Source organism: Amycolatopsis anabasis, assembly GCF_009765355.1.
In the GTDB taxonomy this organism is placed as follows: domain Bacteria; phylum Actinomycetota; class Actinomycetes; order Mycobacteriales; family Pseudonocardiaceae; genus Amycolatopsis; species Amycolatopsis anabasis.
The window spans coordinates 241,118-265,898 of the sequence record NZ_VTHK01000004.1 but is presented as its reverse complement, the minus strand read 5'-3'; the positions used below and the strand labels follow the sequence as shown (position 1 = coordinate 265,898).

The 24,781-nt window shown below is 71.6% G+C and carries 24 protein-coding genes and 1 riboswitch; of the genes, 11 read left to right on the top strand and 13 right to left on the bottom strand.

Annotation, left to right across the window (positions count from 1 at the left end; genetic code table 11):
- Positions 1 to 10: 10 nt before the first annotated feature.
- Complete coding sequence (locus FXO23_RS07440; RefSeq protein WP_158882161.1) at positions 11 to 817, bottom strand: SGNH/GDSL hydrolase family protein; 807 nt, start codon at positions 815 to 817, stop codon at positions 11 to 13.
- 260 nt (positions 818 to 1,077) lie between these two features.
- Between FXO23_RS07440 and FXO23_RS07435 the strand changes: the two genes are divergently transcribed.
- Positions 1,078 to 1,749: a DUF3159 domain-containing protein gene (locus tag FXO23_RS07435; RefSeq protein ID WP_158882159.1), complete on the top strand. Its 672-nt coding sequence runs from the start codon at positions 1,078 to 1,080 to the stop codon at positions 1,747 to 1,749.
- Positions 1,750 to 1,980: 231 nt separating this feature from the next.
- Here the strand turns inward: FXO23_RS07435 and FXO23_RS07430 are convergent, their stop codons facing one another.
- Both FXO23_RS07430 and FXO23_RS07425 read right to left on the bottom strand, forming a co-directional pair.
- On the bottom strand, positions 1,981 to 2,949 hold the full coding sequence (locus tag FXO23_RS07430; protein ID WP_158882157.1) for an N-acetylglucosamine kinase: 969 nt from the start codon (positions 2,947 to 2,949) through the stop codon (positions 1,981 to 1,983).
- Positions 2,946 to 3,995 carry an SIS domain-containing protein gene (locus FXO23_RS07425; protein WP_246256998.1) on the bottom strand — a complete coding sequence of 350 codons (1,050 nt, stop codon included), beginning with the start codon at positions 3,993 to 3,995 and terminating at the stop codon, positions 2,946 to 2,948. Before FXO23_RS07425 ends, FXO23_RS07430 begins: the two co-directional genes overlap by 4 nt.
- Before the next feature lie 201 nt (positions 3,996 to 4,196).
- Between FXO23_RS07425 and FXO23_RS07420 the strand changes: the two genes are divergently transcribed.
- The gene (locus FXO23_RS07420) at positions 4,197 to 4,955 is read left to right on the top strand and encodes a GntR family transcriptional regulator (RefSeq protein WP_158882155.1); all 759 of its coding nucleotides are present in this window, start codon (positions 4,197 to 4,199) and stop codon (positions 4,953 to 4,955) included.
- Between the two features lie 115 nt (positions 4,956 to 5,070).
- Positions 5,071 to 6,609, top strand: a complete 1,539-nt coding sequence (locus FXO23_RS07415; RefSeq protein ID WP_281356482.1) for an MFS transporter — start codon at positions 5,071 to 5,073, stop codon at positions 6,607 to 6,609.
- 150 nt (positions 6,610 to 6,759) lie between these two features.
- On the opposite strand, the gene FXO23_RS07410 is transcribed toward FXO23_RS07415, so the two are convergent.
- Positions 6,760 to 7,710 carry a threonine ammonia-lyase gene (locus tag FXO23_RS07410; protein WP_158882151.1) on the bottom strand — a complete coding sequence of 317 codons (951 nt, stop codon included), beginning with the start codon at positions 7,708 to 7,710 and terminating at the stop codon, positions 6,760 to 6,762.
- Between the two features lie 150 nt (positions 7,711 to 7,860).
- Between FXO23_RS07410 and FXO23_RS52490 the strand changes: the two genes are divergently transcribed.
- Positions 7,861 to 8,823 carry a hypothetical protein gene (locus FXO23_RS52490; protein ID WP_343034457.1) on the top strand — a complete coding sequence of 321 codons (963 nt, stop codon included), beginning with the start codon at positions 7,861 to 7,863 and terminating at the stop codon, positions 8,821 to 8,823.
- Positions 8,824 to 8,835: 12 nt separating this feature from the next.
- On the opposite strand, the gene thiE is transcribed toward FXO23_RS52490, so the two are convergent.
- A complete protein-coding gene (thiE, locus tag FXO23_RS07400) occupies positions 8,836 to 9,501 on the bottom strand; it encodes a thiamine phosphate synthase (RefSeq protein ID WP_158882149.1) in 666 nt (221 codons plus the stop codon).
- Positions 9,502 to 9,531: 30 nt separating this feature from the next.
- A riboswitch (TPP riboswitch) is annotated at positions 9,532 to 9,637 on the top strand.
- Here thiE and thiO point away from each other — a divergent pair.
- The 4 genes from thiO to FXO23_RS07380 all read left to right on the top strand — a co-directional run bounded on the left by thiO (position 9,633) and on the right by FXO23_RS07380 (position 12,362).
- Positions 9,633 to 10,823 carry a glycine oxidase ThiO gene (gene thiO / locus FXO23_RS07395; protein WP_158882147.1) on the top strand — a complete coding sequence of 397 codons (1,191 nt, stop codon included), beginning with the start codon at positions 9,633 to 9,635 and terminating at the stop codon, positions 10,821 to 10,823. Its footprint overlaps the riboswitch before it by 5 nt.
- Positions 10,823 to 11,023, top strand: coding sequence for a sulfur carrier protein ThiS (gene thiS / locus FXO23_RS07390; protein WP_158882145.1), 201 nt, complete (start codon positions 10,823 to 10,825; stop codon positions 11,021 to 11,023). The genes thiO and thiS overlap by 1 nt, the downstream gene beginning before the upstream one ends.
- 14 nt (positions 11,024 to 11,037) lie before the next feature.
- Positions 11,038 to 11,814, top strand: a complete 777-nt coding sequence (gene thiG, locus FXO23_RS07385) for a thiazole synthase (protein ID WP_158882143.1) — start codon at positions 11,038 to 11,040, stop codon at positions 11,812 to 11,814.
- 116 nt (positions 11,815 to 11,930) lie between these two features.
- On the top strand, positions 11,931 to 12,362 hold the full coding sequence (locus tag FXO23_RS07380; protein ID WP_158882141.1) for a MarR family winged helix-turn-helix transcriptional regulator: 432 nt from the start codon (positions 11,931 to 11,933) through the stop codon (positions 12,360 to 12,362).
- Here FXO23_RS07380 and FXO23_RS07375 read toward each other — a convergent pair.
- The 6 genes from FXO23_RS07375 to FXO23_RS07350 all read right to left on the bottom strand — a co-directional run bounded on the left by FXO23_RS07375 (position 12,359) and on the right by FXO23_RS07350 (position 18,374).
- Complete coding sequence (locus tag FXO23_RS07375; protein ID WP_158882139.1) at positions 12,359 to 13,177, bottom strand: ion transporter; 819 nt, start codon at positions 13,175 to 13,177, stop codon at positions 12,359 to 12,361. The two genes, FXO23_RS07380 and FXO23_RS07375, sit on opposite strands and share 4 nt — an antisense overlap.
- A 58-nt stretch (positions 13,178 to 13,235) precedes the next feature.
- Positions 13,236 to 14,078, bottom strand: a complete 843-nt coding sequence (gene thiD / locus FXO23_RS07370) for a bifunctional hydroxymethylpyrimidine kinase/phosphomethylpyrimidine kinase (protein ID WP_158882137.1) — start codon at positions 14,076 to 14,078, stop codon at positions 13,236 to 13,238.
- A gap of 22 nt (positions 14,079 to 14,100) precedes the next feature.
- A complete protein-coding gene (gene thiD, locus FXO23_RS07365; RefSeq protein ID WP_158882135.1) occupies positions 14,101 to 14,928 on the bottom strand; it encodes a bifunctional hydroxymethylpyrimidine kinase/phosphomethylpyrimidine kinase in 828 nt (275 codons plus the stop codon).
- Complete coding sequence (gene thiC / locus FXO23_RS07360; RefSeq protein ID WP_281356481.1) at positions 14,928 to 16,574, bottom strand: phosphomethylpyrimidine synthase ThiC; 1,647 nt, start codon at positions 16,572 to 16,574, stop codon at positions 14,928 to 14,930. The genes thiD (FXO23_RS07365) and thiC overlap by 1 nt, the downstream gene beginning before the upstream one ends.
- Before the next feature lie 158 nt (positions 16,575 to 16,732).
- The gene (locus tag FXO23_RS07355) at positions 16,733 to 17,326 is read right to left on the bottom strand and encodes a LysE family translocator (RefSeq protein ID WP_158882133.1); all 594 of its coding nucleotides are present in this window, start codon (positions 17,324 to 17,326) and stop codon (positions 16,733 to 16,735) included.
- 127 nt (positions 17,327 to 17,453) lie between these two features.
- Positions 17,454 to 18,374 carry a S1C family serine protease gene (locus FXO23_RS07350; protein WP_158882131.1) on the bottom strand — a complete coding sequence of 307 codons (921 nt, stop codon included), beginning with the start codon at positions 18,372 to 18,374 and terminating at the stop codon, positions 17,454 to 17,456.
- Positions 18,375 to 18,570: 196 nt separating this feature from the next.
- Here FXO23_RS07350 and FXO23_RS07345 point away from each other — a divergent pair, with 196 nt between their 5' ends.
- Positions 18,571 to 20,742: a glycoside hydrolase family 15 protein gene (locus tag FXO23_RS07345; protein WP_158882129.1), complete on the top strand. Its 2,172-nt coding sequence runs from the start codon at positions 18,571 to 18,573 to the stop codon at positions 20,740 to 20,742.
- Positions 20,743 to 20,833: 91 nt separating this feature from the next.
- On the opposite strand, the gene FXO23_RS07340 is transcribed toward FXO23_RS07345, so the two are convergent.
- Positions 20,834 to 21,391, bottom strand: coding sequence for a peptide deformylase (locus FXO23_RS07340; protein ID WP_158882127.1), 558 nt, complete (start codon positions 21,389 to 21,391; stop codon positions 20,834 to 20,836).
- Between the two features lie 155 nt (positions 21,392 to 21,546).
- On the opposite strand from FXO23_RS07340, the gene napA reads away from it, so the two are divergent.
- On the top strand, positions 21,547 to 21,867 hold the full coding sequence (gene napA, locus FXO23_RS07335; protein ID WP_158882125.1) for a nucleoid-associated protein NapA: 321 nt from the start codon (positions 21,547 to 21,549) through the stop codon (positions 21,865 to 21,867).
- Complete coding sequence (locus FXO23_RS07330; RefSeq protein ID WP_158882123.1) at positions 21,864 to 22,514, top strand: LytR C-terminal domain-containing protein; 651 nt, start codon at positions 21,864 to 21,866, stop codon at positions 22,512 to 22,514. Before napA ends, FXO23_RS07330 begins: the two co-directional genes overlap by 4 nt.
- Here FXO23_RS07330 and FXO23_RS07325 read toward each other — a convergent pair.
- Complete coding sequence (locus FXO23_RS07325) at positions 22,507 to 24,780, bottom strand: AAA family ATPase (protein ID WP_158882121.1); 2,274 nt, start codon at positions 24,778 to 24,780, stop codon at positions 22,507 to 22,509. The genes FXO23_RS07330 and FXO23_RS07325 overlap by 8 nt on opposite strands.
- Position 24,781 lies beyond the last annotated feature (1 nt).

Sequence of the window (24,781 nt, the reverse complement as noted above, 5' to 3'; positions counted from 1 at the left end):
CGAAGTGGGGCTAGTTCGCGGCGGCGCGGTCCTCGGCCTGCGTCGGCTGGACGGGGCGGAACGGGGCGAGTTCGGGGCGCTTCGGGGCCAGCCCGTCACCCATCGACTCGCCGCGCAGCTGGCGCCGGATCCACGGCAGCAGGTGCATCTTGGTCCAGGTCAGGTCCGAGCGGCGCGAGGTGAGCCAGGTGCTCTGCTCGCCGTCGGCCGGCCACGGTTCGCGCCAGTCCTCCTCGACCGGCAGGCCGAGCACCTCCGCGGTGCGCAGCGCGATGCGCCGGTGCGCCTCGGGGGTGAAGTGCAGGCGGTCGTCGCTCCAGGCCCGCCGGTCGTGCAGGACGTCCATGGTCCACAGGTCGACGACCCGCGCGCCGTGCCGGTCCGCGATGGCCCACAGGTGCGCGTTGTAGATGCCCACCTTTCCGCGCAGCACGTGCATCAGGGAAAGCTGTTTCGTGTCCGGCCCGGTGAAGATCACCACGTGGATCCCGGCGGAGCGCAACGCCGCGATCGCGGATTCGAACTGCGCGGCGCACGCGTCCACGTCGGCGCCCGGAACGATGATGTCGTTGCCCCCGGCACAGAGCGTGACCAGATCGGGCTTGATGTCCAGCGCGATCGGCACCTGCTCCTCGACGATCTCGGCGAGCATCTTCCCGCGCAGCGCGAGGTTCGCGTATCTGAATCCCGGGCGTCCCCGGGCCAGCATCTCGGCCAGCCGGTCCGCCCAGCCGCGAAACGTGCCGTCGGGGAGTTCGTCGTTCATACCCTCGGTGAAGCTGTCACCGATGGCCACGTAGCTGTCATAGCCGAACACGTCAGAATCCCCTTTCGTCGGCGCTCGCGGAAAAGTCGCGCTCCCCTGATCAACACTTGAGCATGCCCCCGCAGTCCCGACCTACGCCACCGTCGGTTCAGTAGGAAGTCATAGTTTCTTCCTCAGTCGGTCATGCTCGCACCCTTATTACCGAGACTTAACATCGGGACATGCGGTTTCCTTACCGGGCCGAGGTCACACGTGTGGCGAACGTCTCGGGCGATGCTGACCGGAGAGCGTTTATCGGGCAGGCTGGTGGGGTGACCGAGCAAACCGCGCCCGCCCGTGAGTCACTCGCCAGCGTGCTCGGCGGTCGCAAGGGCGCGCTGGACGCGAGCCTGCCCCCGGCCGCGTTCGTGATCGGCTGGCTGGCCGCGGACCAGTCGATCCGCTGGGGTTCGATCGCCGCGATCGCGGTGGCCGTGGTGGTGGGCGCCATCCGGCTGGCCCGCGGCGACAAGGCCCGCGCGGTGGTGGTGAGCCTGGCCATGGTGATCGCCGCCGCGCTGATCGCGCTGCACACCGGGCGCGCGGAGGACTTCTTCCTCATCCAGGTGCTGTCCAATGTGGCCAGCGCGCTGCTGTGGGCGGCGAGCGTCGCGGTCCGGTGGCCGCTGCTGGGCGTGGTGGTCGGCCTGCTGCTCGGCCAGAAGGCCCGGTGGCGCCGCGATCCCGCGCTGCTGCGCTCGTACTCCTGGGCGACCCTGACCTGGTCCGGCCAGTACGTGTTGCGCGTGGTCGTCTACCTCCCGCTCTACTGGGCGGCCCAGGTGGAGGCCCTGGCCGCCGCGCGCCTGATCCTGACCTGGCCCCTGCAGGCGCTCACCATCGCGGTCAGCGGCTGGGTCCTGTACAAAACCCTCCCCGCCGGCCACCCGGGCCTCCGCCTCTCCCCGGAAGCCAAGAAGGCCACCGAAGACCCCCGCACCTAGCCGACAAAGCGCGGGCCCGGAACCGGCGTTGGTCCGAGTTCCGAAGCGACCAGCGCCCGCCAACGCAAGGAACTCGGAACGTGGGGGTCTGGGGGCTCGGCCCCCAGAGCGAAACACGGCCCGGGGAAGGCGGGGGAGCCGCCAGGCTCCCCCGCCGAACACGCGGAAGGTGGCCCCCGGCGAGGGGGGAGGTCCGGGGGCCAGGTTCTACGGTACGCGCAAATGGGTGGGTCAGACAGCGGGCAACGCTGGAAAGCCGGTAGAGGAAGCACGTCGTGCCGTTTCCCCGAACGCCTCGACCGCCGCGAGCCAGGCCGCGCCGAGCACCCCGTCGGCGCTCGGGTGGACGTCCAGGCCGGCCAGTCGTTCGCGGACCCCGGCCCCGACCGGGCTGTCCTCGCCGAGGACGCTGCCGACCAGGACGACCGGGGTGTCCTCGCCGGGTTCGCGGGTGGCGAGCGCGGTCGCGGCGAGCGCTTCGGCGGCCCGTTCGATGATCGTCCGCGCCGCCGGGTCGCCGGTCCGGTCGGCGGCGCTGACCAGGGGCGCGAAGCGGGCGAGCCGGATCGGCGGTTCGGCGTTGACCACGGTGATGAGCCGCCGCCGCACGAGCAGCGGATCGGCCGGGTCATCGTCCACTTCGGACTCCGCGAGCACGCTCCGGGCCAGTTCGCCGAGTTCGCCGCCGCCGGTGAGCGCGTCCAGCGCGGCGCGCACGGCCTCGCGGCCGATCCAGAACGCGGAGCCCTCGTCGCCGAGCAGCCAGCCGTAGCCACCGGCCGTGGAGACCATGCGGCGCTTGCGGATCCGGCCCGCGATCGACCCGGTTCCGGCGACCAGCACGGTGCCGTCGGCGGCGGAAGTGGCCGAGGCGAACGCGATTTCCGCGTCGCTGACCGGGTGCACCTCGACGCCCAGCGCGAGTTCGTCCCAGGCGCGGGCGAACACCGCGGCGATCGCGGGATCGCTGAGTTTGCTCACTCCGGCCATGCCGACCACGCACGCCCGGGTCCGCTCGCGCGGCAGCCCGCCGAGCGCGGCGGCGATGGCCTCGGCGATCCGGGACGCGGCGGCCTCGGGCGGATGCGAGTTGGGATTGGCGCCGCCGGACTTCCCCACGCCGAGCACGGTTCCGTCCTCGGCGACGACGAGCGCCCTGGTCGACGTGCCCCCGGCGTCGACGCCGACGACGTGGTTCACCGCGTCTTGGTGACCTTGTTCAGGCCGCGCGGGCGGTCCGGGTCGCCGCCGCGGGCGAGCGCGAGGCCGAGCGCCACCCGCTGCACCGGGAGCACCTCGAGCACCGGCGCCAGCTCCTCGGCGGACTCCGGGATCGGGATCCGCAGCGCGGCGGGCACGTCGCCGGCGGCGGAACCGACCGCGAGCACGTCCGCGCCGCGTTCGGCGACCGCGTCGAGCACGTCGTGCATCGCCGCGCCGCCGCGGCCCGCGCTGGTGACCGCGAGCACCGCGGTGTCCTCGTCGATCGCGGCGACCGGACCGTGCAGCAGGTCCGCGCCGCTGTACGCCCGGGCGGCCAGGTAGCTGGTCTCGGCGAGTTTGAGCGACGATTCGAGCGCGGTCGCATACGAGTAGCCGCGGCCGGTGGTGAGGATCCGGTCGACGAACCGGTAGCGGTCGACCGCGCGCTGCACGCCGTCGGCCGAACCGTCGAGGGTCCGCTGGGCGAGTTCGCCGATGGTCCGGGCGTCCGCGGCGTCCCCGCCGCGCACCGCGTCGACCAGCAGGTAGAGCGCGAGCAGGGTGGCCGAGTAGGTCTTGGTCGCCGCGACCGCCTGCTCGGCGCCGGCGCCGATGTCGACGGCTAGCTCGGCGGCCTGGTTGAGCGGGGAACCCTCCGTATTGCTCACCGCTACGGTGAGTGCGCCCTGCTTGCGGGCGGTCTCGGTGAATTCCACTAGATCGGGTGAACCTCCACTCTGGCTCACCGAAACGAGCAGCACATCGCGAAGATCGGGCCGGGCGCCGTACAGCGTCACCGTGGACGGCGAGACCAGTCCGGCGGGCAGGCCGAGCAGTACCTCGATCAGGTACTTCGCGTAGAGCGCCGCGTGGTCGCTCGACCCGCGCGCCGCGAGCAGGGCGAAGCGCGGCGGGCGCTGGGCGATCGCGCCGGCGACGGCCGCCAGTTCGGCTCGGCGCTCGACCAGTCCGGCCAGGACGGCGGGCTGCTCGGCGATCTCGGCGGCCATATGCGCACCGGGCTGTACTTCGCTGCTGGTCATCTGGTTCCCTTCAGGAGGTCTAGACCAATGCTAACCCGCCGGTCGCTCCCTGGCGAAGGGTACTTTCGGCCGGGACGATGGCAAAGCGCCTCCGCTCCCGGCCAACCACGTTTCGATCAAGAAACCGTGTCGGAGAATGTGAAAGGCGCAGGAGCGGGCATGCTGTCGGGTGCACGCGGGAGAGGAAGCAGGGAGCGGGTCATGTTGGAGACAACCACCGGCGGCGAGGCCGGCGGCATCGCGGGCGTGCGGGGTCAGCGGGAGCCGAAGTACTGGGCGCTCAAGCAGCACCTGCTCGATCTCCTCGACGCGCTGCCACCCGGATCGCCGATCCCGACCGAACGCGCGCTGGCCACCGAGTTCACCGTCTCCCGCACCACCGTGCGCCAGGCACTGGCCGATCTGACCGCCGAGGGCCGCCTGCACCGCGTGCAGGGCAAGGGCACCTTCGCCGCCGAGCCGAAACTCGCGCAGCGCCTGCAGCTGTCCTCCTACACCGAGGACATGCGCGCGCAGGGCCGCGAACCGTCCTCCAAACTCCTGGAGATCGAAGAACTCCAGGCCGAAAGCGAGCTGGCGAAACTGCTCGGCATCCGGCTCGGCGCCAAGGTGCTGCGGCTGCGCCGCCTGCGCCTGGCCGACGCCGAGCCGATGGCCCTGGAAACCACGCACCTCCCGCTCGGCCGGTTCCGCGGCCTGCGCAAGCACGTGTCCGCGGGCGGTTCGCTCTACGCCGTGCTCCGCGAGCAGTACGGCGTGGAGATGGAACGCGCCGAGGAGACCATCGAGACCGCGCTCGCCGGGCCGCAGGAGGCCGAGCTGCTCGGCGCGGACGTCGGGATGCCGATGCTGCTGCTGTCCCGGCACTCCTTCGCCGCCGACGGCAAACCGGTCGAATGGGTCCGCTCGATCTACCGCGGTGACCGCTACAAGTTCATCACCACCCTGAACCGGCCATGACTCCCTCGCCGCCACCCACTCGCGAAATCCCCCAATGCGGCTTTCGGGACACTCAACGCCCCGAAAGCCACATTGGGAACCTTCAACGCCCCCAATGCCACATTGGGGGAAAACGGTGAGCGGGGCGGCGGCGCCTGCCGGGGCGATCCGGTGGGGGAGCCCGACGGCGCGCGGCGTGCTGGCGACCACGATCCTCGGCTCCGGGATGGCGATGCTCGACGGCACGATCGTCAACGTCGCCCTGCCGCGGATCGGGGAGGAACTGCACGCTTCGGTCGCCGGGCTGCAGTGGATCCTCGACGGCTACCTGCTCGCGCTGGCCTCGCTCATCCTCATCGCGGGCTCGCTGGGCGACCGGTACGGCCGCCGCCGGATGTTCGTGCTCGGGGTGATCTGGTTCGGCGTCGCGTCGGTGCTGTGCGGGGCCGCGGTGTCCACCGAGATGCTGGTGGTCACCCGGATCCTGCAGGGCGTCGGCGGCGCGCTGCTCACCCCCGGTTCGCTGGCGATCCTGCAGTCGTCGTTCGCGCGGGAGGACCGGGCGCGGGCGATCGGGGCCTGGTCCGGCCTGGGCGGTATCGCGGCCGCGATCGGCCCGCTGCTCGGCGGGCTGCTCGTGCAGGTCTGGTCGTGGCGGCTGGCGTTCCTGATCAACCTGCCGCTCGCCGCGGTGTGCGTGTGGCTCGCCCGCCGGTACGTCCCCGAGTCGTGCGACGGCCAGCGCACCGGCGGACACCCGGACTTCGTCGCCGCGGCGCTCGGCGCGGTCGGGCTGGCCGGGATCACGGCCGCGCTGGTCGAAGCGCCCGCGCGGGGTATCGGCGACCCGATCGTGCTGGTCGCCGGGGTCGTCGGCATCGCCGGGCTGGCGGCGTTCATCCGGGTGCAGCACCGGTCGGCGGATCCGCTCGTGCCGCCGGCGCTGTTCGCCAACCGCACGTTCACCCTCGCCAACGCGCTCACGCTGGTCGTCTACGCCGCGCTGGGCGGCGTGATGATGCTGATGGTGCTGCAACTGCAGATCTCGCTCGGCTACTCACCGACCGCGGCCGGGCTCGCCGGGCTGCCGATCACGCTGGTCATGCTGCTGCTCTCCGGGCGGTCCGGGGCGCTCGCGCAGAAGATCGGCCCGCGGGTGCAGCTCGTGGTGGGCCCGATGCTGGTCGCGGCCGGGATGCTGCTGCTGATGCGGGTGGGCCCGGGGGCCACCTACCTGGGGTCGGTGCTGCCCGCGGTGCTGGTGTTCGGGCTCGGCCTGGCGACGGTGGTCGCCCCGGTCACCGCGACCGTGCTGGCCGCGGCCCCGGACCGCTACGCCGGGGTGGCCTCCGGCGTCAACAACGCGATCGCCCGTTCCGGCGGCCTGCTGGCGATCGCCGTGCTGCCCGCGGTCGCCGGGCTGAGCGGCGCCGCCTACACCGATCCGGCCGCGCTGACCGCCGGATGGCGGACGGCACTGCTGGTGTGCGCCGCGCTGGCCGTGCTCGGCGGGCTGCTGGCCCTCGGCGTGCACGGCGGCGTCCTCGGCGAAGAGGAACCGAAGGAGCCCCCGGAAAACCCTGAGCCGGGCGAGTGCCTGCACTGCGGGGTCGAGGGACCGCCCACCCACATCCGCCCCGCGGTCCATCCGGGCGGGGCTCCCCCTGCCCGGTGAGCGCCGGTCCGGGTACTCGGTCACCAAAAAATAGCGGGGGACCTTTACTCACGTTCTGCCGTAGTAAAGGTCCCCCGCTCACGTTTCGCCGGAGCGAAGGTCCCTTCCTGCCGCCGCTCCGCCCGCTGACGCGGCCGCCGACCGGGAGGGCTAGCCGGTGAGCAGCTCGGCCAGGAGATCCGCGTCGAGGTTGCCGCCGGAGACGACCGCGACGGTCCGGCCCGCGGGCAGCTCGTCGCCGTGGAAGAGGTATCCGGCCAGTGCCGTGGCGCCGCTGGGTTCGGCGACGAGCCGCCCCTTGAGCGCCAGCGTGCGGACCGCCGAGCGGATCTCGTCCTCGGTGACCGTGATGACCCCGTCCAGCACCTTGAGCAGATGGGCGAAGGTCAGCTCCGACGGCTGCGAGCGCAGGCCGTCGGCGATCGTGCGGGCCCGGCGTTCGGCGGGCCAGTCCACCCGCTTCCCGGCGCGCAGGCCCTCCGCGGTGTCGGCGGCCAGTTCGGGTTCGACCGCGTAGACCCGGGCCCGCGGGCAGCGGGCCTTGATCGCGGTGCCGATGCCGGAGGCGAGCCCGCCACCGCTGACCGGGATCAGCACGACCTCGACCTCGGGCAGGTCCTCGGCGATCTCCAGCCCGATGGTGCCCTGACCGGCGATCACGTCCGGATGGTCGAACGGCGGGATGAGCGTCAGCCCGCGTTCGGCGGCTAGGGCGTGCGCGGCCGATTCGCGCTCGGCGATCGGGACCTCGACCACCTCGGCCCCGTGCGCGGCGGTGGCCTCGACCTTCACCCGCGGGGTCACGTCCGGGACCACGATCACCGCGGGCACGCCGAACGACTTCGCCGCGAACGCGACCGCCTGCGCGTGGTTCCCGCTGGAGTAGGCGACCACGCCGCGTTGCCGCGCGGACTCGTCGAGTGCGGCGATCGCGTTGTACGCGCCGCGGATCTTGAAGGCGCCGATCGGTTGCAGGTTCTCGGGTTTGACCCACAGCGGCGACCGCTGCGCCCACGGCTGGGCCAGCAGCGGAGTCCGGATCGCGGTGCCGCGGATCCGCTCCGCCGCGGCACGAATGTCGTCAATGGTCACCAATTCCATTCCCCGAGTATGTCAAGGAAATGTAAGCCGTGCGCGGTCCACTGTGGACAGTAAGAGTGGCGCTGCTCACGTCCCGGCAACGAGCGGAGTGGTACGGGCGACTTAAACGTTGAGGGATCGAAACGTTGACGGTGCGAGCAGATCGGGATCATGAGCGAAGAGCAGAAGAGCACCTCTGAGGAGAAGAAGGAGGAAAAGTCCGGCGGCATCAAGCCGTCGCAGGTGGTGGCGGCCGCGCTGGCGGCGGTCACCGCGGCTTTCCTGGGGTCGACGCTGGGGGTGGCCGGCACCGTGGTGGGGGCCGGGATCGCGAGTGTGGTGACCACGGTCGGCGGCGAGTTGTACCTGCGTTCGCTGCGCAAGACGCGGGAGGCCGCGCAGCGCACCAAGGAGGCGGCGCGGGCGCTGGCCGATCCGCGCGCCCGGCAGCAGACCAGGGTGGTGCAGCAGCCGCGGCAGGTGCCCGGGCAGCACGCGACCGGTTACCGTCCGCAGCGCACGCAGGCCTTCCAGGCGGCGCGCGGCTCGGGCGAGACGACCAGCAGGCTGCCGGTCGCCGGTGACGGGCGGTCCGGCAACGGGGAACGCACGGTGTTCATCCCCCGGCCGAACCTCCAGCAACCGCCGGCCGAAGGGCCGGAAACCGGCGAGGAGCAGCCGCGCCGCCGGTTCCGCCTCCGCTGGCCGCTGATCATCGGCACCAGCGTGGTGGCGTTCGTCGTCGCGATCCTGGCGATCACCGGCTTCGAGGGCATCACCGGGTCGGCGATCTCGGGCGGCCAGGGCAGCACGATCGGCCACCTGTGGAGCGGCGGCGGGAGCGGCAAGTCCGACGAGAAGCGGCAGGACCAGCCCCCGTCGACCGGGGACGACAAGAACGTCCAGCCCAGCCAGAGCCGGACCCCGCCGACCGGCACCCCGCGGAACGGCAGCGGCGGGGACGAGCAGCCCCCGACGAGCGGTTCGAAACCGTCGACGCCGTCGTCCAGCGCGCCGAAGTCGTCGGACAAGCCGACGCCGACCCCGAGCGCCCCGCCGAGCAACGGCAACAACGCCCCGGGCGGCTCCGACCAGGGCTCCGACGGCCAGCGCTCGGGCAACCAGGGGTCGTAGGCCCCGGAATTGTCAGGTCAGGGCGGCGCGGAGCTGGGCGGCGGCGGCCCGGGGGTCGTCGGCCTCGGTGATCGCCCGCACGACCACCACACGGGAGGCCCCGGCGGCGAGCACCTCGGGCAGCCGCCGCCGGTCGATCCCGCCGATCGCGAACCACGGCCGGTCCGGCGCGGCCTTCGCCGTCTCCCGGACGAGGTCCAGCCCGGGCGCCGGGCGGCCGGGTTTGGTCGGCGTGGGCCAGCAGGGGCCGGTGCAGAAGTAGTCCACGCCCGGTTCCGCCGCGGCGGCCGTGGCCTGCTGAGGCGAATGCGTCGACCGGCCGATCACCGGCCCGTCGCCGAGGATGCGCCGGGCGAGGGGCACCGGGATGTCGTCCTGGCCCAGGTGCAGCACGTCCGCGTCCACGGCCAGCGCGACATCGGCCCGGTCGTTCACCGACAGCAACGCGCCGTGCCGCGCGCACGCGTCGGCGAGCACTTCGAGCGCGGCGAGCTCCTGCTTCGCCTCGAGCGGCGCGCCGTCGGACTTGTCGCGCAGCTGGATGATGTCCACCCCGCCGGCGAGCGCGGCGTCGGCGAAGGCGGCGAGATCGCCGCGGTCGGCGCGCGCGTCGGTGCACAGGTACAGCCGCGCCGCGGCGAGCCGCTGCCTGATCTGGTCCCCGGAAAGGCCTGGCATAGCCGAACCGTACCGCGCGCGCTACGGTGGGAGTGTCCGCACGGGAGCCCGAGGCACGGGCTGAGAGGGAGCCGCCGCTCCGACCGTGGAACCTGATCCGGGTCATGCCGGCGCAGGGAGCGTGATTGTTCATGACGTACAACGAAAGTCCCTTCGCGGCACCCGAAGTGACCACCGAGCGCGCCCCGGCGACGGGATCGCGGTCGCGCGAGGCACAGCAGACCGTCGCGGTGATCGGCGGCGGTGTGATCGGGCTGTCGGTGGCCTGGCGCGCGGCCGCGGCCGGGCACCGGGTTTCCCTGGTCGACCCCGCCCCCGGCCGGGGCGCGTCGTGGGTCGCGGGCGGCATGCTCGCGCCGGTCACCGAAGCCTGGCCGGGTGAGGAGGCCGCGCTGGGCCTGGGCGAGGAGTCGCTCCGGCGCTGGCCGGCGTTCGCGGCGGCGCTGGCCGGAGACGGCGGCGACCCCGGCCTCTCCGAGCAGGGCACCGTGGTCGCCGCGCTGGACCGGGCGGACGCCGAACAGCTGGACGTGCTCGCGTCGTACCTGTGTTCGGTCGGCCGCGAGGTGAAGCAGATCTCCGGCCGCGAACTGCGGCACGTCGAACCGGGACTCAGCGGGTCTGTCCGAAGTGGACTGATGGTCCCGGGCGACCTGGCCGTGGACAACCGGAAACTCCTGCGGTCGCTCTACGCGGCGGCGAAACGGCGGGGCGTGGAGTTCCTGGAGGAAACCGCGCGCGAGATCGGGGCGGGCCGGGTCGTCATCGGCTCCACCGCGCTGTCGTTCGACTCCGTGGTGATCGCCGCGGGGGCGCGCAGCGCGGGCCTGCATCCGGCCCTGTCCGGGGCCGTGCGCCCGCTGAAGGGCGAGATCCTGCGCCTGCACACCCGCCGCGGCAGCCTGCCGCCACCGGAGCACACCGTGCGCGCGGTCGTCGAGGGCCGCCCGATCTACCTGGTGCCGCGTGCGGGCGGCGAGGTCGTGCTCGGCGCGACCCAGTACGAGGCCGGTTTCGACGAGACGGTCACCGCGCGCGGGGTGCGCGAACTGCTCGAGGGTGCGGAACGGGTGTTCCCGAGCATCGCCGAGTACGAGCTCACCGAGACGACGGCCGGGCTCCGCGCGGCGAGCGTGGACAACCTGCCGTTCCTCGGCGAACTCGAGGCCGGGGTGATCGCCGCCACCGGGCACCACCGCAACGGCCTGCTGCTCGCGCCGGTCACCGCGGACGCGGTGCTGGCCCTGCTGTCCGGCGCCGCGCCGCCGGCGCACGCCGAGGCCGCGGATCCGGGCCGGTTGCGCAAGAAGGAAAGGGACTGATGGAAGTACAGGTCAACGGCGATTGGCGCGCGTTTCCCGACGGCAGCACGGTCGAACAGCTGCTCACGGCCGTCGGCGCGGCGCGGCAGGGGATCGCGGTCGCGCTGAACGGGGAGGTCGTGCGGCGCGGCGACTGGGGCGAGGTGGTCGTCCCGGCGGGCGCTCAGCTGGAGATTCTCACCGCGGTGCAGGGTGGCTGAAGGAGGTTTTGGTGATGAGCGGGCAATTCGACGGTTCCGGCGACCGGTTCGCGATCGGCGCGTGCAAACTGTCCTCGCGGCTGATCATGGGCACCGGTGGCGCGGGAAACCTCAGCGTGCTCGAACGGGCGCTGGTCGCGTCGGGAACCGAGCTGACCACCGTCGCGATGCGGCGCGCCGACGCCGAGGGTGGTACGGGCGTGCTGGAATTGTTGCGCCGCTTGGGAATTCGATTACTTCCGAATACCGCCGGTTGCCGTAGCGCGGCGGAGGCGGTATTGACCGCGCGACTCGCGCGCGAAGCACTGGAAACGGATCTCGTCAAGCTCGAGGTGCACGCGGACGACCGCACCCTGCTGCCGGATCCGGTGGAAACCCTCGACGCGGCCGAGCGGCTGGTCGCCGACGGATTCACCGTTCTGGCCTACACCAACGACGATCCGGTGCTGGCGCTGCGCCTGGAAGAGGCCGGGGTCGCCGCGGTGATGCCGCTGGGCGCGCCGATCGGCACCGGGCTGGGAATCCGGAATCCGCACAATATCGAGCTGATCGTGGCGAGAGCGGGCGTTCCGGTGGTGCTGGACGCCGGAATCGGTACCGCTTCGGATGCCGCACTGGCCATGGAACTCGGCTGTGACGCGGTTCTGCTCGCCACCGCCGTCACCCGTGCCCAGGATCCCGAACGGATGGCGTACGCGATGCGTTCCGCGGTCATCGCTGGTCGGCTCGCCCGTGGCGCGGGTCGCATTCCCCAGCGATTCTGGGCGCATGCTTCTAGTCCACCAAGGTGACACATCACCATTTGGTGATGACACGCGACCTTTCGTCGGGTTCCTTGGCACCGAGCACGTATGGTTGTCGGCATTTGGTAATTCGCGAGCCAGAAATGTGCATGAAGGAGCTCGACGTGACCACGTCGTCGACGCAGGATGTCTCCGGCAGATTGTTCCTGGCGGTAGGCAGACTGTCCCGTTCGCTGCGCCAGGCGGGCACGCCCGGGCCGGGGCACGGCGCGATTTCCGCGCTGGCGACCCTGGTCAGCTACGGGCAGCTGCGCCTGGGCGATCTCGCGGCGAAGGAGGGGGTCGCGGCCGCGACGATGTCTCGCATCGTGGCCGCGCTGGTGGAAGCCGGTTACGTGCGGCGGGAGTCCGACCCGCTGGACCGCCGCGCCTGGCTGGCCACCGCCACGGAGGAGGGGGAGCGCATGGTCTCCGGGGTGCGGTCGACCCGGGTGCAGGAACTCGGGCGCCGCATCGACCGGCTGCCCGAGGAGCTGCGCTGTTCGCTGGTCGACGCGCTGCCCGCGCTCGAAGCGCTGATCAGCGACGAGGACTAGGTCGGTTCCGGCGCCTCTTCGCGGGTGCGCAACCGGGCCACCTCGGCCCGCAGTGCGCGCAGTTCGTCGAGGATCGCCTGATTGGCCGCCGCCTGTTCGGCCGCCTGCCTGGCCTCCTCTTCGCGGATGTCCGCCCGCAACTGGTCCTCCATCCCGCTCACCACGACCGCGATGAACAGGTTCAGCACCGCGAAACTGGACACCAGGATGTAGACCACGAAGAAGACCCAGGCCATCGGCGCCTGTTCCATGACCTGCTTGGCGATGTCCGGCCACGCCTCGCCGGTCATGACCTGGAACAGGGTGAACAGCGAGGTGCCGAGGTCGCCGAAGTTCTCCGGGGAGATCGCGCCGAACAGCTTGGTGGCCATCACCCCGGCGATGAAGACGATCAGCGCGAGCAACGCGGCGATCGAGGCCATGCCCGGGATCGCGGCGAGCAACCCGCTGACCACCTTACGCATCGACGGCACCACCGAGATGAGCCGCAGGATCCGGAGCACCCGCAACGCCCGCAGCACCGCGAACGGCCCGGTGGCGGGGATCACCGCGATGCCGATGACCACCAGATCGAACAGGTTCCAGGAGTCGGCGAAGAATCGTTTGCGCTGGGCGTAGAACTTGGCGAGCAGTTCGGCCACGAACACCGCGAGTGCGATGTAGTCGAGCGTGTGCAGGAGATTTCCGTACTCCGCGAGGATTCGGGGAGACGTTTCCAGCGCGAGCGTGCCCGCATTGAAAATGATCACCGCGATGATGAAGTTCTGGAATCGGCGATCCTCCACGAACTTCGCTACCCGTTCCCGCATCGTCACGCGCCGTTTCTCCCCAAATTCACCCGGATGCCGACGCGCCGCATGCTATCGGGCGACGTTATGCGGGGAAGCCCTCCTCGGGCGCAAGCCGCCAGAAGGCCGAAACCGGGCCGACTTTCGCACCCATCGGATAGGCGTGGGCCACCGCGTTGCCGACGAACCATTTCCCGAATCGGGCGGCCTCCACCACGCTCATCCCGCGGGCGAGCCCGGCGGTCAGCGCGGACGCCATGGTGTCCCCGGCGCCGTGCGTGTGCTGGGTCTGCTCCCGCGGCCCGGCCAGTTCCACGAACTCGCGCCCGTCGAAGAGCACGTCCACGCATTCCGGGTCGTCGACCAGGTGACCGCTCTTCACCAGCACGTACCGCGGCCCGAGGCGGTGCAGCACCACGGCCGCCTCGTACATCCGGTCGCGGTCGCGCACGTCCATCTCGGTCAGCAGCCGTACCTCGTCCAGATTCGGGGTGAGCACGGTCGCCCGGGGCAGCAGGTCGTCGCGCAGCGCCGCCAGCCCGTGCTCGTCGAACAGCGGGTGGCCGTGCATCGACGCGGCCACCGGGTCGACCACGAACGGGATGTCCGCGTCCCGCCCGATACCCGCGCGGTCGCAAGCCTGCGCGACGGCGTGGATGATCTCCGCGGAGGCGAGCATGCCGGTCTTGGCCGCGCCCACGCCCATATCGGCGGCGACGGCCTCGATCTGCCCGGCCACGATCCCCGCCGGGATGTCCGCGCGGTCGTGCACGCCGAGGGTGTTCTGCACGGTCACCGCGGTCACCGCGACCAGGCCGTGCACCCCGCAGGTCAGGAACGTCCGCAGATCGGCCTGCAGGCCCGCGGCGCCACCGGAGTCCGACCCCGCGATCGTCAACGCCGACGGCGGGCTGCTCTTGTCACTCATGGCCCCAGTGTGCCCGTCCCGTTCAGGGCAGGTCGTCGGCCAGGCGCCAGAACGGGGACACCGGGCCGATTCCGGAGCCGAGCGGGTAGGACTCGGCGACCGCGCGTTCGATGAAGTGCTTCCCGGCGGCCACGGCGTCCGGTACGCCCAGGCCCTTGGCCAGCGACGCGGTGATGGCCGAGGCCAGGGTGTCGCCGCCGCCGTGGGTGTGCGGGGTGTCGTGCCGCGGGCCGGTCAGCTCGACGAACTGGACACCGTCGGAGAGCAGGTCGACGCAGTCCGGCGCCTCGTACAGGTGCCCGCCCTTGACCAGCACCCACTGCGGGCCGAACTCCAGCAGCGCGCGCGCCGCCTCCCGCTGGCTTTCGGCGTCGGTGACCGTGACGCCGGTCAGCAGGCGCACCTCGTCGAGGTTCGGCGTGACCAGGGTGGCCCGGGGGAACAACTCGGTGCGGATGGCTTCCAGCGCTTCCTCGCGCAGCAGGGCATCGCCGTGCATCGAGGCGGCCACCGGGTCCACCACGAACGGCACGTCCGTGCTCCGTCCGATGTGGACCTCGTCCAGCGTCTTGGCGACCGCGGTGATGATGTCCGCGGTGGCCAGCATCCCGGTTTTCGCGGCGTCCACGCCCATATCGGTCGCCACCGCCTTGATCTGCGCGGTGACCGTCTCCACCGGCACCTCGCTGAAACCCTGAACTCCCCGGGAGTTCTGCACGGTGACCGCGGTGATCGCGGTCATCCCGTGCACCCCGCACGCGAAGAACGTGCGCAGATCGGCCTGGATGCCCGCACCACCGCCGGAATCGGAGCCGGCGATGGTGAGGGCGGTGTGCGGCGTGGCGGTCATCACTCGGCCATCGGCAGGTAGACCTTGCCGCCGTGCGAGGAGAACTCCTCGGACTTCTCCCGCATACCCGCCTCGATGGCCTCCACAGTGGACAGACCGTGCTCCTCGGCGTACTTGCGGACGTCCTGGGTGATCCGCATCGAGCAGAACTTCGGCCCGCACATCGAGCAGAAGTGCGCGGTCTTCGCCGGTTCGGCGGGCAGGGTCTCGTCGTGGAACGAGCGCGCGGTGTCCGGGTCGAGCGACAGGTTGAACTGGTCGTTCCAGCGGAATTCGAAGCGCGCCTTGGAAAGCTCGTCGTCCCACTCCTGCGCGTGCGGGTGCCCCTTGGCCAGATCGGCGCTGTGCGCGGCGATCTTGTACGTGATCACCCCGGTCTTCACGTCGTCCCGGTTGGGCAGGCCGAGGTGTTCCTTCGGCGTGACATAGCACAGCATCGCGGTGCCGTACCAGCCGATCTGCGCGGCGCCGATCGCGGAGGTGATGTGGTCGTAGGCGGGCGCGATGTCCGTCGCGAGTGGACCGAGGGTGTAGAACGGCGCCTCGCCGCAGAGCTTCTCCTCCAGCTCCACGTTCTCCTTGATCTTGTGCATCGGCACGTGGCCGGGGCCTTCGATCATCACCTGGACGTCGTGGTCGCGGGCGATGTGCGTGAGCTCGCCGAGGGTTTCCAGCTCCGCGAACTGCGCGCGGTCGTTGGCGTCCGCGATCGAACCCGGCCGCAGCCCGTCCCCGAGCGAGAAGGTCACGTCGTAGGCGCGCAGAATCTCGCACAGCTCGGCGAAATGCGTGTACAGGAAGGATTCCTTGTGGTGCGCGAGGCACCACGCGGCCATGATCGAACCGCCGCGCGAGACGATGCCGGTGACCCGGCGCGCGGTCAGCGGGACGTACCGCAGCAGCACCCCGGCGTGCACGGTCATGTAGTCCACGCCCTGCTCGCACTGCTCGATCACGGTGTCCCGGTAGACCTCCCAGGACAGCTTCTCCGGGTCGCCGTCGACCTTTTCCAGCGCCTGGTAGATCGGCACCGTGCCGACCGGGACCGGCGAGTTGCGCATGATCCATTCGCGGGTCTCGTGGATCCGCCTGCCGGTGGACAGGTCCATGATGGTGTCCGCGCCCCAGCGGGTCGCCCACACCATCTTGTCGACCTCTTCCTCCACCGAGGACCAGACGGCCGAGTTGCCCATGTTCGCGTTGACCTTCACCAGGAAGTTCTTCCCGATGATGGCCGGCTCGCTCTCCGGATGCTTGCGGTTGACCGGGATCACCGCCCGGCCACTGGCCACTTCGGACCGGACGAACTCGGGATCCACGCGTTCCCGGGCCGCGACGAACTCCATCTCCCGCGTGATGACGCCCGCCTTGGCCCAGCCGAGCTGGGTCTTGTGCTCCTGGCCGTCCGCCCACCCGGCCCGCAGCCGGTGAAGTCCACTGTGGACGTCGATGTGCACGTCCGGATCGGTGTACGGGCCGGACGTGTCGTAGACGTCGAAGTGGTCGCCATTGGACAGTTCGATCCGCCGGGCCGGGACGCGGAGCCCGGATTCGGTCTGGTGGTAGACCTTGCGCGATCCGGTGATCGGACCGGTGGTCACGCTGGGCCGGATTTCCTGGGCAGCCTTGTTTTCCAGCGTCGTCAAAGAAAGTCACTCCCTACGCCGGCATTACCCGGTCAGGTTCATGCGGTCGGCGGCGCCGGGTCCTCGCAAGGGACACCAGCCACCCTCTCAGCCCGCCATGGCGCGAGCTCCCGCGTTGTGTGGTTGTGCCTCGACCATGCCACGCAAGGGCGCAGACCTCAACCCTCCAGCGCCACCGTCACCCCGAATGCGACGAACACGCCACCGGAAGTGCGTTCCAGCCACCGCCGCGTGGACTCCTTGCGCAGCCACCGGCCGATCCGGGTGAGCAGCAGCGCGAGCGCGGTGTACCAGACGACGTCGACCAGCATCCAAATGCCGACGAGCAGCAACAGCGCGGGCGCCCCGGCGTGCGCGGGCACGAACTGGGGGAGGAACGAGATCGCGAACACGCCCGCCTTGGGGTTGGTCACGTTGATCAGGAACCCGGCGCGGAACCCGGCGCCCGCGCTCGGTTCGTCGTCCCGGCGCGGTTTCGCGAAGAAGAGCGCCTTGACGCCGAGGTAGACCAGGAACGCCGCGCCCGCGATGCGGAGCACGTCGTAGGCGATCTGGGAGGCGAGCAGCACCGCCGACAGGCCGAACACCGCGGCCAGCCCCCAGAACAGCACGCCCGCCTCGATCCCGGCGATGGTGGCGAGCGAGTTGCGCCGCGAGCCGCGGGCCGACTGCTTGATCAGCATCACCGTGGCCGGGCCGGGCACGAGGGCGATCAGGAACGCGGCGGGGATGAACGCGATCAAGTTCGGCATCCCCCGATCCTGACCGGTCATCCACCCGCCCGGCCACCGAGTTTTCCGGTCCCCGGAACTGTCATGAGGGGACCCCTCCGGACAAATTTCGTCAGGAGGGGTCCCCTCATGACAGTGCGGCGCCGGGTCAGCTGACGAGTTCGGCGGGGGTGGCGATGACGTCGACCATGGCGCCGTTGCGGAGCACGGTGATCGGCAGGGACGTGCCGATCACCTCGCCGAAGAGCTGCCGCTGGATGCCCTGCGCGTCGGACACCCGTTCCCGCCCGACGGTGAGCACGAGATCGCCGGGGTACAGCCCCGCGCGGTGCGCCGGGCCGCCCTGGACCACCTCCATCACCCGCAGGCCCGCGCTCTGCCCGGTGCGCTCGGCGACCTCGTCCGGCAGCGGGGCGGGCACCCCGGCCACGCCGAGGTACGCGCGCTGCACCCGGCCCTCGACGAGCAGCGTGTCGATGATCCGCCGGGTGGTCGCGTTGATCGGCACCGCCAGGCCCAGGCCGATCCCGGCGACCGCGGTGTTCACGCCGACCACCCGGCCCGCCGAATCGGCCAGCGCGCCACCGGAGTTGCCCGGGTTGAGCGCGGCGTCGGTCTGGATCACGTCCTCGATCACCCGGGTGGTCCGCTGCGAGCGCACCGGCAGCGCGCGGCCGAGCGCGCTCACCACCCCCGCGGTCACCGAACCGGAGAACCCGAGCGGGCTGCCGATCGCGACCACGAGCTGCCCGACGACCAGGCGGTCCGCGTCGCCGAACCGGACCGCGGGCGGCGCCGGGTCCCGGGTGCGCAGCACCGCGAGATCGGACAGCGGGTCCGCTCCGACCACGACGAACTCCGCCTCGCCGCCGTCGGCGAAGGTCGCCACCCCGCGCCGGTGACGGCCGACCACGTGCGCGTTGGTGATCAGGTGCCCGTCGTCGGCGAACACCACGGCCGAACCGCCGCCCTGGCCCAGCCGGACGCTCGCGACATGCGGGGTCACCGAGGCGGCCACGGCACTCACCGCGCGGGAGTAGGCGTCGAGCACGTCTTCTTCTTCGGACACCGCGACCACCGCCTTCAGCAATTACACCGTTGCACCTACTACGAGTGTGCGCCTCGATCGGCCGTGCGGGCCCGTGCGTTCGCCGTAGGCGGACGGCGCGGCAATCAGCTTCAACCTACGAACGGACCATGCGCCCCGCCGGGATTTGCGCAAGACTGAGCGGTCTTCTGTAACGGTGCAGAACATGGGGTGAGACATGCGCAGAATCGCGATCGCCGCACTCGGCGGGCTCCTGGTCACCGGCCTCGTCCCCGCCGTCGCCACGGCGCAGGCCGACGCGCCCGGCGCTCCCGGTGCCCATCCGAGCTGGCTCCCGGCGGACAAGACCGGCTTCGGCACGGCCCGCGACCGGGCGAGCGACGTGTGGTTCACCCTGCAGGGCGGGCAAATGTCCGAGATCTACTACCCGGACCTGTCCACCCCCAGCGTGCGTTCGCTGAACTTCGTGGTCACCGACGGGCGCGGGTTCGCCGCGGTGGACGCCGAGGCGAAGTCGCAGCGGGTGCGCCGCACCAGCGCCGACGGGCTGACCTACGAGCAGACGATCACCGACGACCAGCACCGCTGGCGGCTGCGCAAGACCTACGTCACCGATCCGGCCCGGTCGACCGTGCTGGTCGGCGCCGATTTCACCTCGCTGACCGGGCAGCCGTACCAGCTCTACGCGGTGCTCGACCCGGATCTGGCGAACAACGGTTCCGACGATTCGGCGAGCACGGACTCCGGCACGCTGCTCGCCCGCGACCCCGCGATGGCGTCGGCGTTCGCGGCGAGCCCCGCGTTCACCCGCACCAGCACCGGTTACGCGGGCGCGTCGGACGGGCTCACCCAGCTGAAGAAGACGTTCACCCTCCAGTCCTACCCGGAGGCCCGGCGCGGCAACGTGCTGCTGACCGGGCAGACCGCGGCCGACGGGGTGCGCACCCGGCACGTGGAACTCGCCGTCGGCCTCGGCGACCGGGACCGGACCGCGGCGGCCGCGGCTCGCGAGTCGTTGCGGCGCGGGTTCGGCGCGGCCGCGCGGGCGAACGAATCCGGCTGGCGCCGCTACCTCGACGGCCTGCCGGGCGCGCCCGCGTCCCTGCGTTCCCGCGCGGAACGCGAGGCGTACCGGGCGTCGGTCCTGATGCTCGCGGCGAGCGAGGACAAGCGGCATCCCGGCGGGTTCATCGCGTCGCCGAGCATGCCGTGGCGGTTCGGCAACAACGACGGCGACTTCGAGCCGTCCGGCACCTACCACCTGGTCTGGCCGCGCGACCTGTACCAGATCGCCACCGGGATGCTCGCCGCCGGCGACCGGGCCGCCGCCGAACGCGCGCTGGACTTCATGTTCGGCACCCAGCAGCTACCGGACGGGCACCTGCCGCAGAACAGCAAGGTCGACGGCACCCCGGTGTGGACCTCGATCCAGCTCGACGAGACCGCGTTCCCGATCGTGCTCGCCGAACAACTCGGCCGCACCGACGCGAAGACCTGGCAGGGAGTGCGCAAGGCGGCCGAATTCCTGTTGTCCTACCAGGGACCCCAGGGCCAGAAGTCGCCCTACACCCAGCAGGAGCGCTGGGAAGAACAGGACGGCTACTCCCCGTCCACCATCGCCTCGGTGATCGCGGGGCTCGTCTGCGCCGCAGAACTGGCCAAGGCCAACGGCGCCGCCGCCGACGCCGAGCGGTACCTCGCCAAGGCCGACGAGTTCCGCGCGCACCTGCCCGGCTGGACGGTCACCACCAACGGCCCGCTGTCGAAGGAACCGTACTTCGTCCGGCTCACCAAGGACGGCAACGCGAACAGCGGCGCTCGCTACAACCTCGGCAACTCCAGCCTCACCCTGGACCAGCGCGCGGTGACCGACGCCGGGTTCCTCGACCTCGTCCGGCTCGGCATCTACGCGCCGGACGATCCGGTGATCCGCAACAGCATCCGGGTGACCGACGCGCAGATCGCCCACCGGACCCCGAACGGCGAGTTCTGGCACCGGTACACCGCGGACGGCTACGGGGAGCAGGCCGACGGGAAACCGTGGGACTTCACGTTCCCGCCGGAGAGCCGGACGACGTTCGGCCGCCTGTGGCCGCTGCTGGCCGGGGAGCGCGGCGAGTACGACCTGGCGAACGGCGACCCCGCCACCGCGGCGAACCGGCTGCGCGATCTGGGCCGGGTGAGCACGCCGGGCGGCACCATGCCGGAGCAGGTGTGGGACGAGAACCCGCCGAGCGGGCAACCGGGTTTCCGCCCCGGCACACCGACCGCGTCGGCGACCCCGCTCGCCTGGACGCACGCGCAGTACCTGCGGCTCGCCTGGTCGGTGCGGCACGGCACGGTGATCGAACAACCCCGGGTGCTCCGCTGCCGCTACCTCGGCTGCTGAAGTCCCCCAATGTGGCGTTGGGGACGTTCAATGCCCCCAACGCCGCATTGGGTACATCCAGCGCCCCGAAAGCCACATTGGGGGATTCCGGCTAGGCGGGGGGTTCGGGGAGCCAGGAGTTGCCGGGGACGCCCCATTTGTTGCGCTTGAGCATGCGTTTGGCTTCCCGGGCGTGCCGGCCGACCAGGCGGTCCAGGTAGATGTACCCGTCGAGGTGGTCGGTCTCGTGCTGCAGGCAGCGCGCGAAGTAGCCGGTGCCCTCGACCTCGATCGGCTTGCCGTCCAGATCGAAACCGGTGACCTTGGCCCAGCTCGCCCGCCCGGTCGGATACGACTCGCCGGGGGCGGACAGGCAGCCCTCCCAGTCGTTGTCCGGATCGGGCATGGTCTCCGGGATCTCCGAGGTCTCCAGCTTCGGGTTCACCACGAGCCCCTTGAACCGGTTGCCCTCGTCGTCCGGGCAGTCGTAGACGAACACCCGCAGGTCCAGGCCGATCTGGTTGGCGGCGAGCCCGACCCCCTCCGCGGCGTACATCGTCTCGAACATGTCCTCGGTGAGCGTGCGCAGCGCGTCGTCGAACTCGGTGATCTCCCGCGTCGGGTGGTGCAGCACGGGGTCACCGGCGATGCGGATCGGGTGAATCGTCACGACTTCGGATGGTACCGAGGCGAATCCCCGGGACGCGCCGGGATGTTTACCGGCGATCACCCCCCGACCCGTGATCTAATGGCGGCCGCGGAATGACAGCCGTGTTGTTCGTCATTCGCCCGGACACCGCTGAAGATCCGATTGCGAGGAGTCAGATGGACGCCGCGGAGTCGATGGCCGAAGGCCGGCCGTCCCCGCCCGATCCGACCGGCGCGCCGGTGGAGGGACTCTCGCGCCGGGAGCAGGAGGTGCTGGCCTTCGAGCGCCAGTGGTGGAAGTACGCCGGCGCCAAGGAGCAGGCGATCCGCGAACTGTTCGCGATGTCGTCCACCCGCTACTACCAGGTGCTCAACCAGCTCATCGACAAGCCGGAGGCCATCCAGGCCGACCCGATGCTGGTCAAGCGGCTGCGGAAGATGCGCGCCGCCCGGCAACGCACCCGCGCGGCGCGCCGGCTGGGGATTGAGCTCCCATGAGTTTCCTGGACGGGCTTTCGCGCCCGATGCGTCTCGCCGGTGTGGTGCTGATCGGGGTCGCGCTGGTCGCGGCCGTGGTCGGGACGACCGTCGCGCTGACCGGTGGGGATTCCGGTGAGAACGCCGCCCCGCCGCCGAGTTCCGGCACGACCGGGAGCGTCCCGCCGGGGCCGGGCAACCCGTCCGGCGAGCCGCCGAGCAGCGCACCGCCGTCCTCCGCGCCCCCTTCGAGCACCGCGCCGCCCTCCAGCCCGCCGTCTTCGCCGGGGCAGCCGCCCTCGAGCCAGCCCGGGCAGCCCGGCCAGCCGCAACCCGGTCAGCCCGGTGGGGAGCAGGCGGCGAACAAGTGGGTCGTCGTGCGGGTCTACAACAACAGCATGATCCACGGCCTCGCCGAGCAGGCGGCCAACGACCTGCGCGGGCAGGGCTGGAACGTCGTTGACGTCAGCAACTATCCGTCCGGGATCATCCCGACCACCACCGCCTACTTCCGGCCCGGCACCGACGAGGAGGACGCGGCCCGCGCCCTCGCCGCCTCGTTCGGCATGCGCGCGGAAGCCCGCTTCCCGGGCATCCAGGCGTCTTCGCCCGGCCTGATCGTGATCGTGACCAACGACTACAAGGGCGCCACCGGCAAGGCTAAGTAGCCCGGCCCTCGGCGTAGGCGGCGAGGGCGGCCAGCTGGGCGGGGTCCAGGGACGGGCGCACCGCCTCGCGGGCCTTGGCCAGGTGCGCGGCGGTGACCTCGGTGGCCTCCAGCGACTCGCGCATCGCGGTGAGGGCGGCTTCCCGGATCAGCGCCGCGCAGTCCGCCGCCGAGTAGCGGTCCAAAGTGGACGCGATCTGGTCCAGGTCGACGTCGGCGGCGAGCGGGGTGTTCTTCGACGTGGCGCGCAGGATGTCCGCGCGTGCCTCGGCGTCCGGCGGCGGCACGTAGACCAGCCGCTCCAGGCGGCCGGGGCGCAGCAGGGCCGGGTCGATTAGCTCCGGGCGGTTGGTGGCGCCGAGCACGACCACCTCGCGCATCGGTTCCACGCCGTCCAGTTCGGTGAGCAGCGCCGCCACCACGCGGTCGGCGACGCCGGAATCGCTGGACTGGCCCCGGCGCGGGGCGAGCGCGTCGATCTCGTCCAGGAACACCAGCGAAGGCGCGGCTTCGGCGGCGCGGCGGAACAGCTCCCGCACCGCGCGTTCGGATTCGCCGACCCATTTGTCCATCAGCTCGGCGCCCTTGACCGCGAACACGTTGAGCGCGCCGGTTCCGGCGAGCGCGCGGACGAGGAACGTCTTGCCGCCGCCGGGCGGGCCGTAGAGCAGCACCCCGCGCGGCGGCGCGACGCCCAGGCGCGCGAAGGAATCCGGGTAGCGCAGCGGCCACAACACGGCTTCGGTCAGCGACTGCTTCACCTCGGTCATGTCGCCCACGTCGTCCAGGCTCAGCCCGCCGGTCGCCAGGGTGTCCGAAGTGGACATCGAGATCGGGCGCACGGTGTCCAGCGCGTCGAGCAGATCCTGTTGCGCGATCCGGGGTTCATCCGCCTCCCGCTGGCGCAACGCGGCCCGCAACGCGGCGTCCCGGCGCAGCGCGATCAGGTCCGCGACCACGAAACCGGGGGTCCGTTCGGCGATTGCGCCGAGTTCCACATCGGACTCGAGCGGCACGTCCCGCAGCAGCATGCGCAGCAGTTCGGTCCGGGTTTTCCCGTCCGGCAGGGAAAGCGCGAGTTCGCGGTCGAGCAGATCGGCGCCGCGCAACCGCGGATCGACCGATTCGGGATGCGCCGAGGTGGCGACCAGGGCGAACCCCGTCCTGCCCAGTGCCGCGCTCAGTTCCTCCAGCACCACGGTGGCCACCGGCGGCGGCTGCGTCGCGGGCAGCAGCGCGTCGATGTCGGTGATCAGCAGGACCGCGGCGGCGGAAGCCTGCCCGGCGGTCCGCTGCACGGCTTCGCGCACCCGCGCCGCGGCGGCGTTCGGCTCGAGCACGGCGACGCTCGGCGCGGCGAGCGAGACCACCTGGACGTCCTCGGCGTGCGCGACCGAGCGGACCAGGGTGGCCTTGCCGACGCCTTCCGGTCCGGACAGCAGCACGCCCAGCCGTCCCGAGGTGCCCAGTTTCGCCAGCAGTTCAGGGCGGTGGAAGGCGAGATCGAACCATTCGGTCAGGCGCCGTGCCGCGGACTCCGCCCCCACCAGATCCGCGATCGGTGGCGGCGTGCCCTCGTCCGAAGTATCCTCCACGATCTCCGCGTCGATGTAGTCGTCCACAGTGGACGAGTGCGGGCTGGTGGTGAGCACCGTGCCCGGCCTGCCGGGAGCGGCGGGCGGTTCGGCGTCGCCGGTGCGCGCGCCGTCGCGCCAGCTGACCACAGTGGACGGTCCCACCGCGACCGGGCCGGCCGGATCGGTCGCGGTGACGGTGAGCAGTTCGCTGGTCCAGCTCGCGCCGATCGCGCCGGAAAGCCGGTTCCGCGCGTTGATCACATCCGACCCCGGCGGCGGCGCGAGGTCCTGGGGCAGCAGGGAAACCGCGTCGCCGACGGTGAGGACCTTGCCGATCAGGGCGAGCCGGAGCGTGCCCGGGTTCAGCGCGGTGCTGGCCAGCCGCGACCCGGCGACGGTGACCGTCCGCGCCGCGTGCACGTCGATCGGCGCCACCACCACCTCGGCGCCCTCGGGCACGCCGAGGTTCGACATCGTGACGTCGTCGAGCATGATCACCCCCGGCACGGCCTCGCCGCGCGCCGGGGCGGCCAGCGCGGCGCTGGTGCGCGCGCCGGTCAGGTGCACCGCGTCCCAGGCGCGCAACCCGAGCGCGTCCAGGACCTCGGGATGCAGGCGGACGACACCACGCCGGGCGTCGAGCGCGGACGGGGTGTGCCGGACGGTCAGCGTGATCTGGGGAGCGGTCACG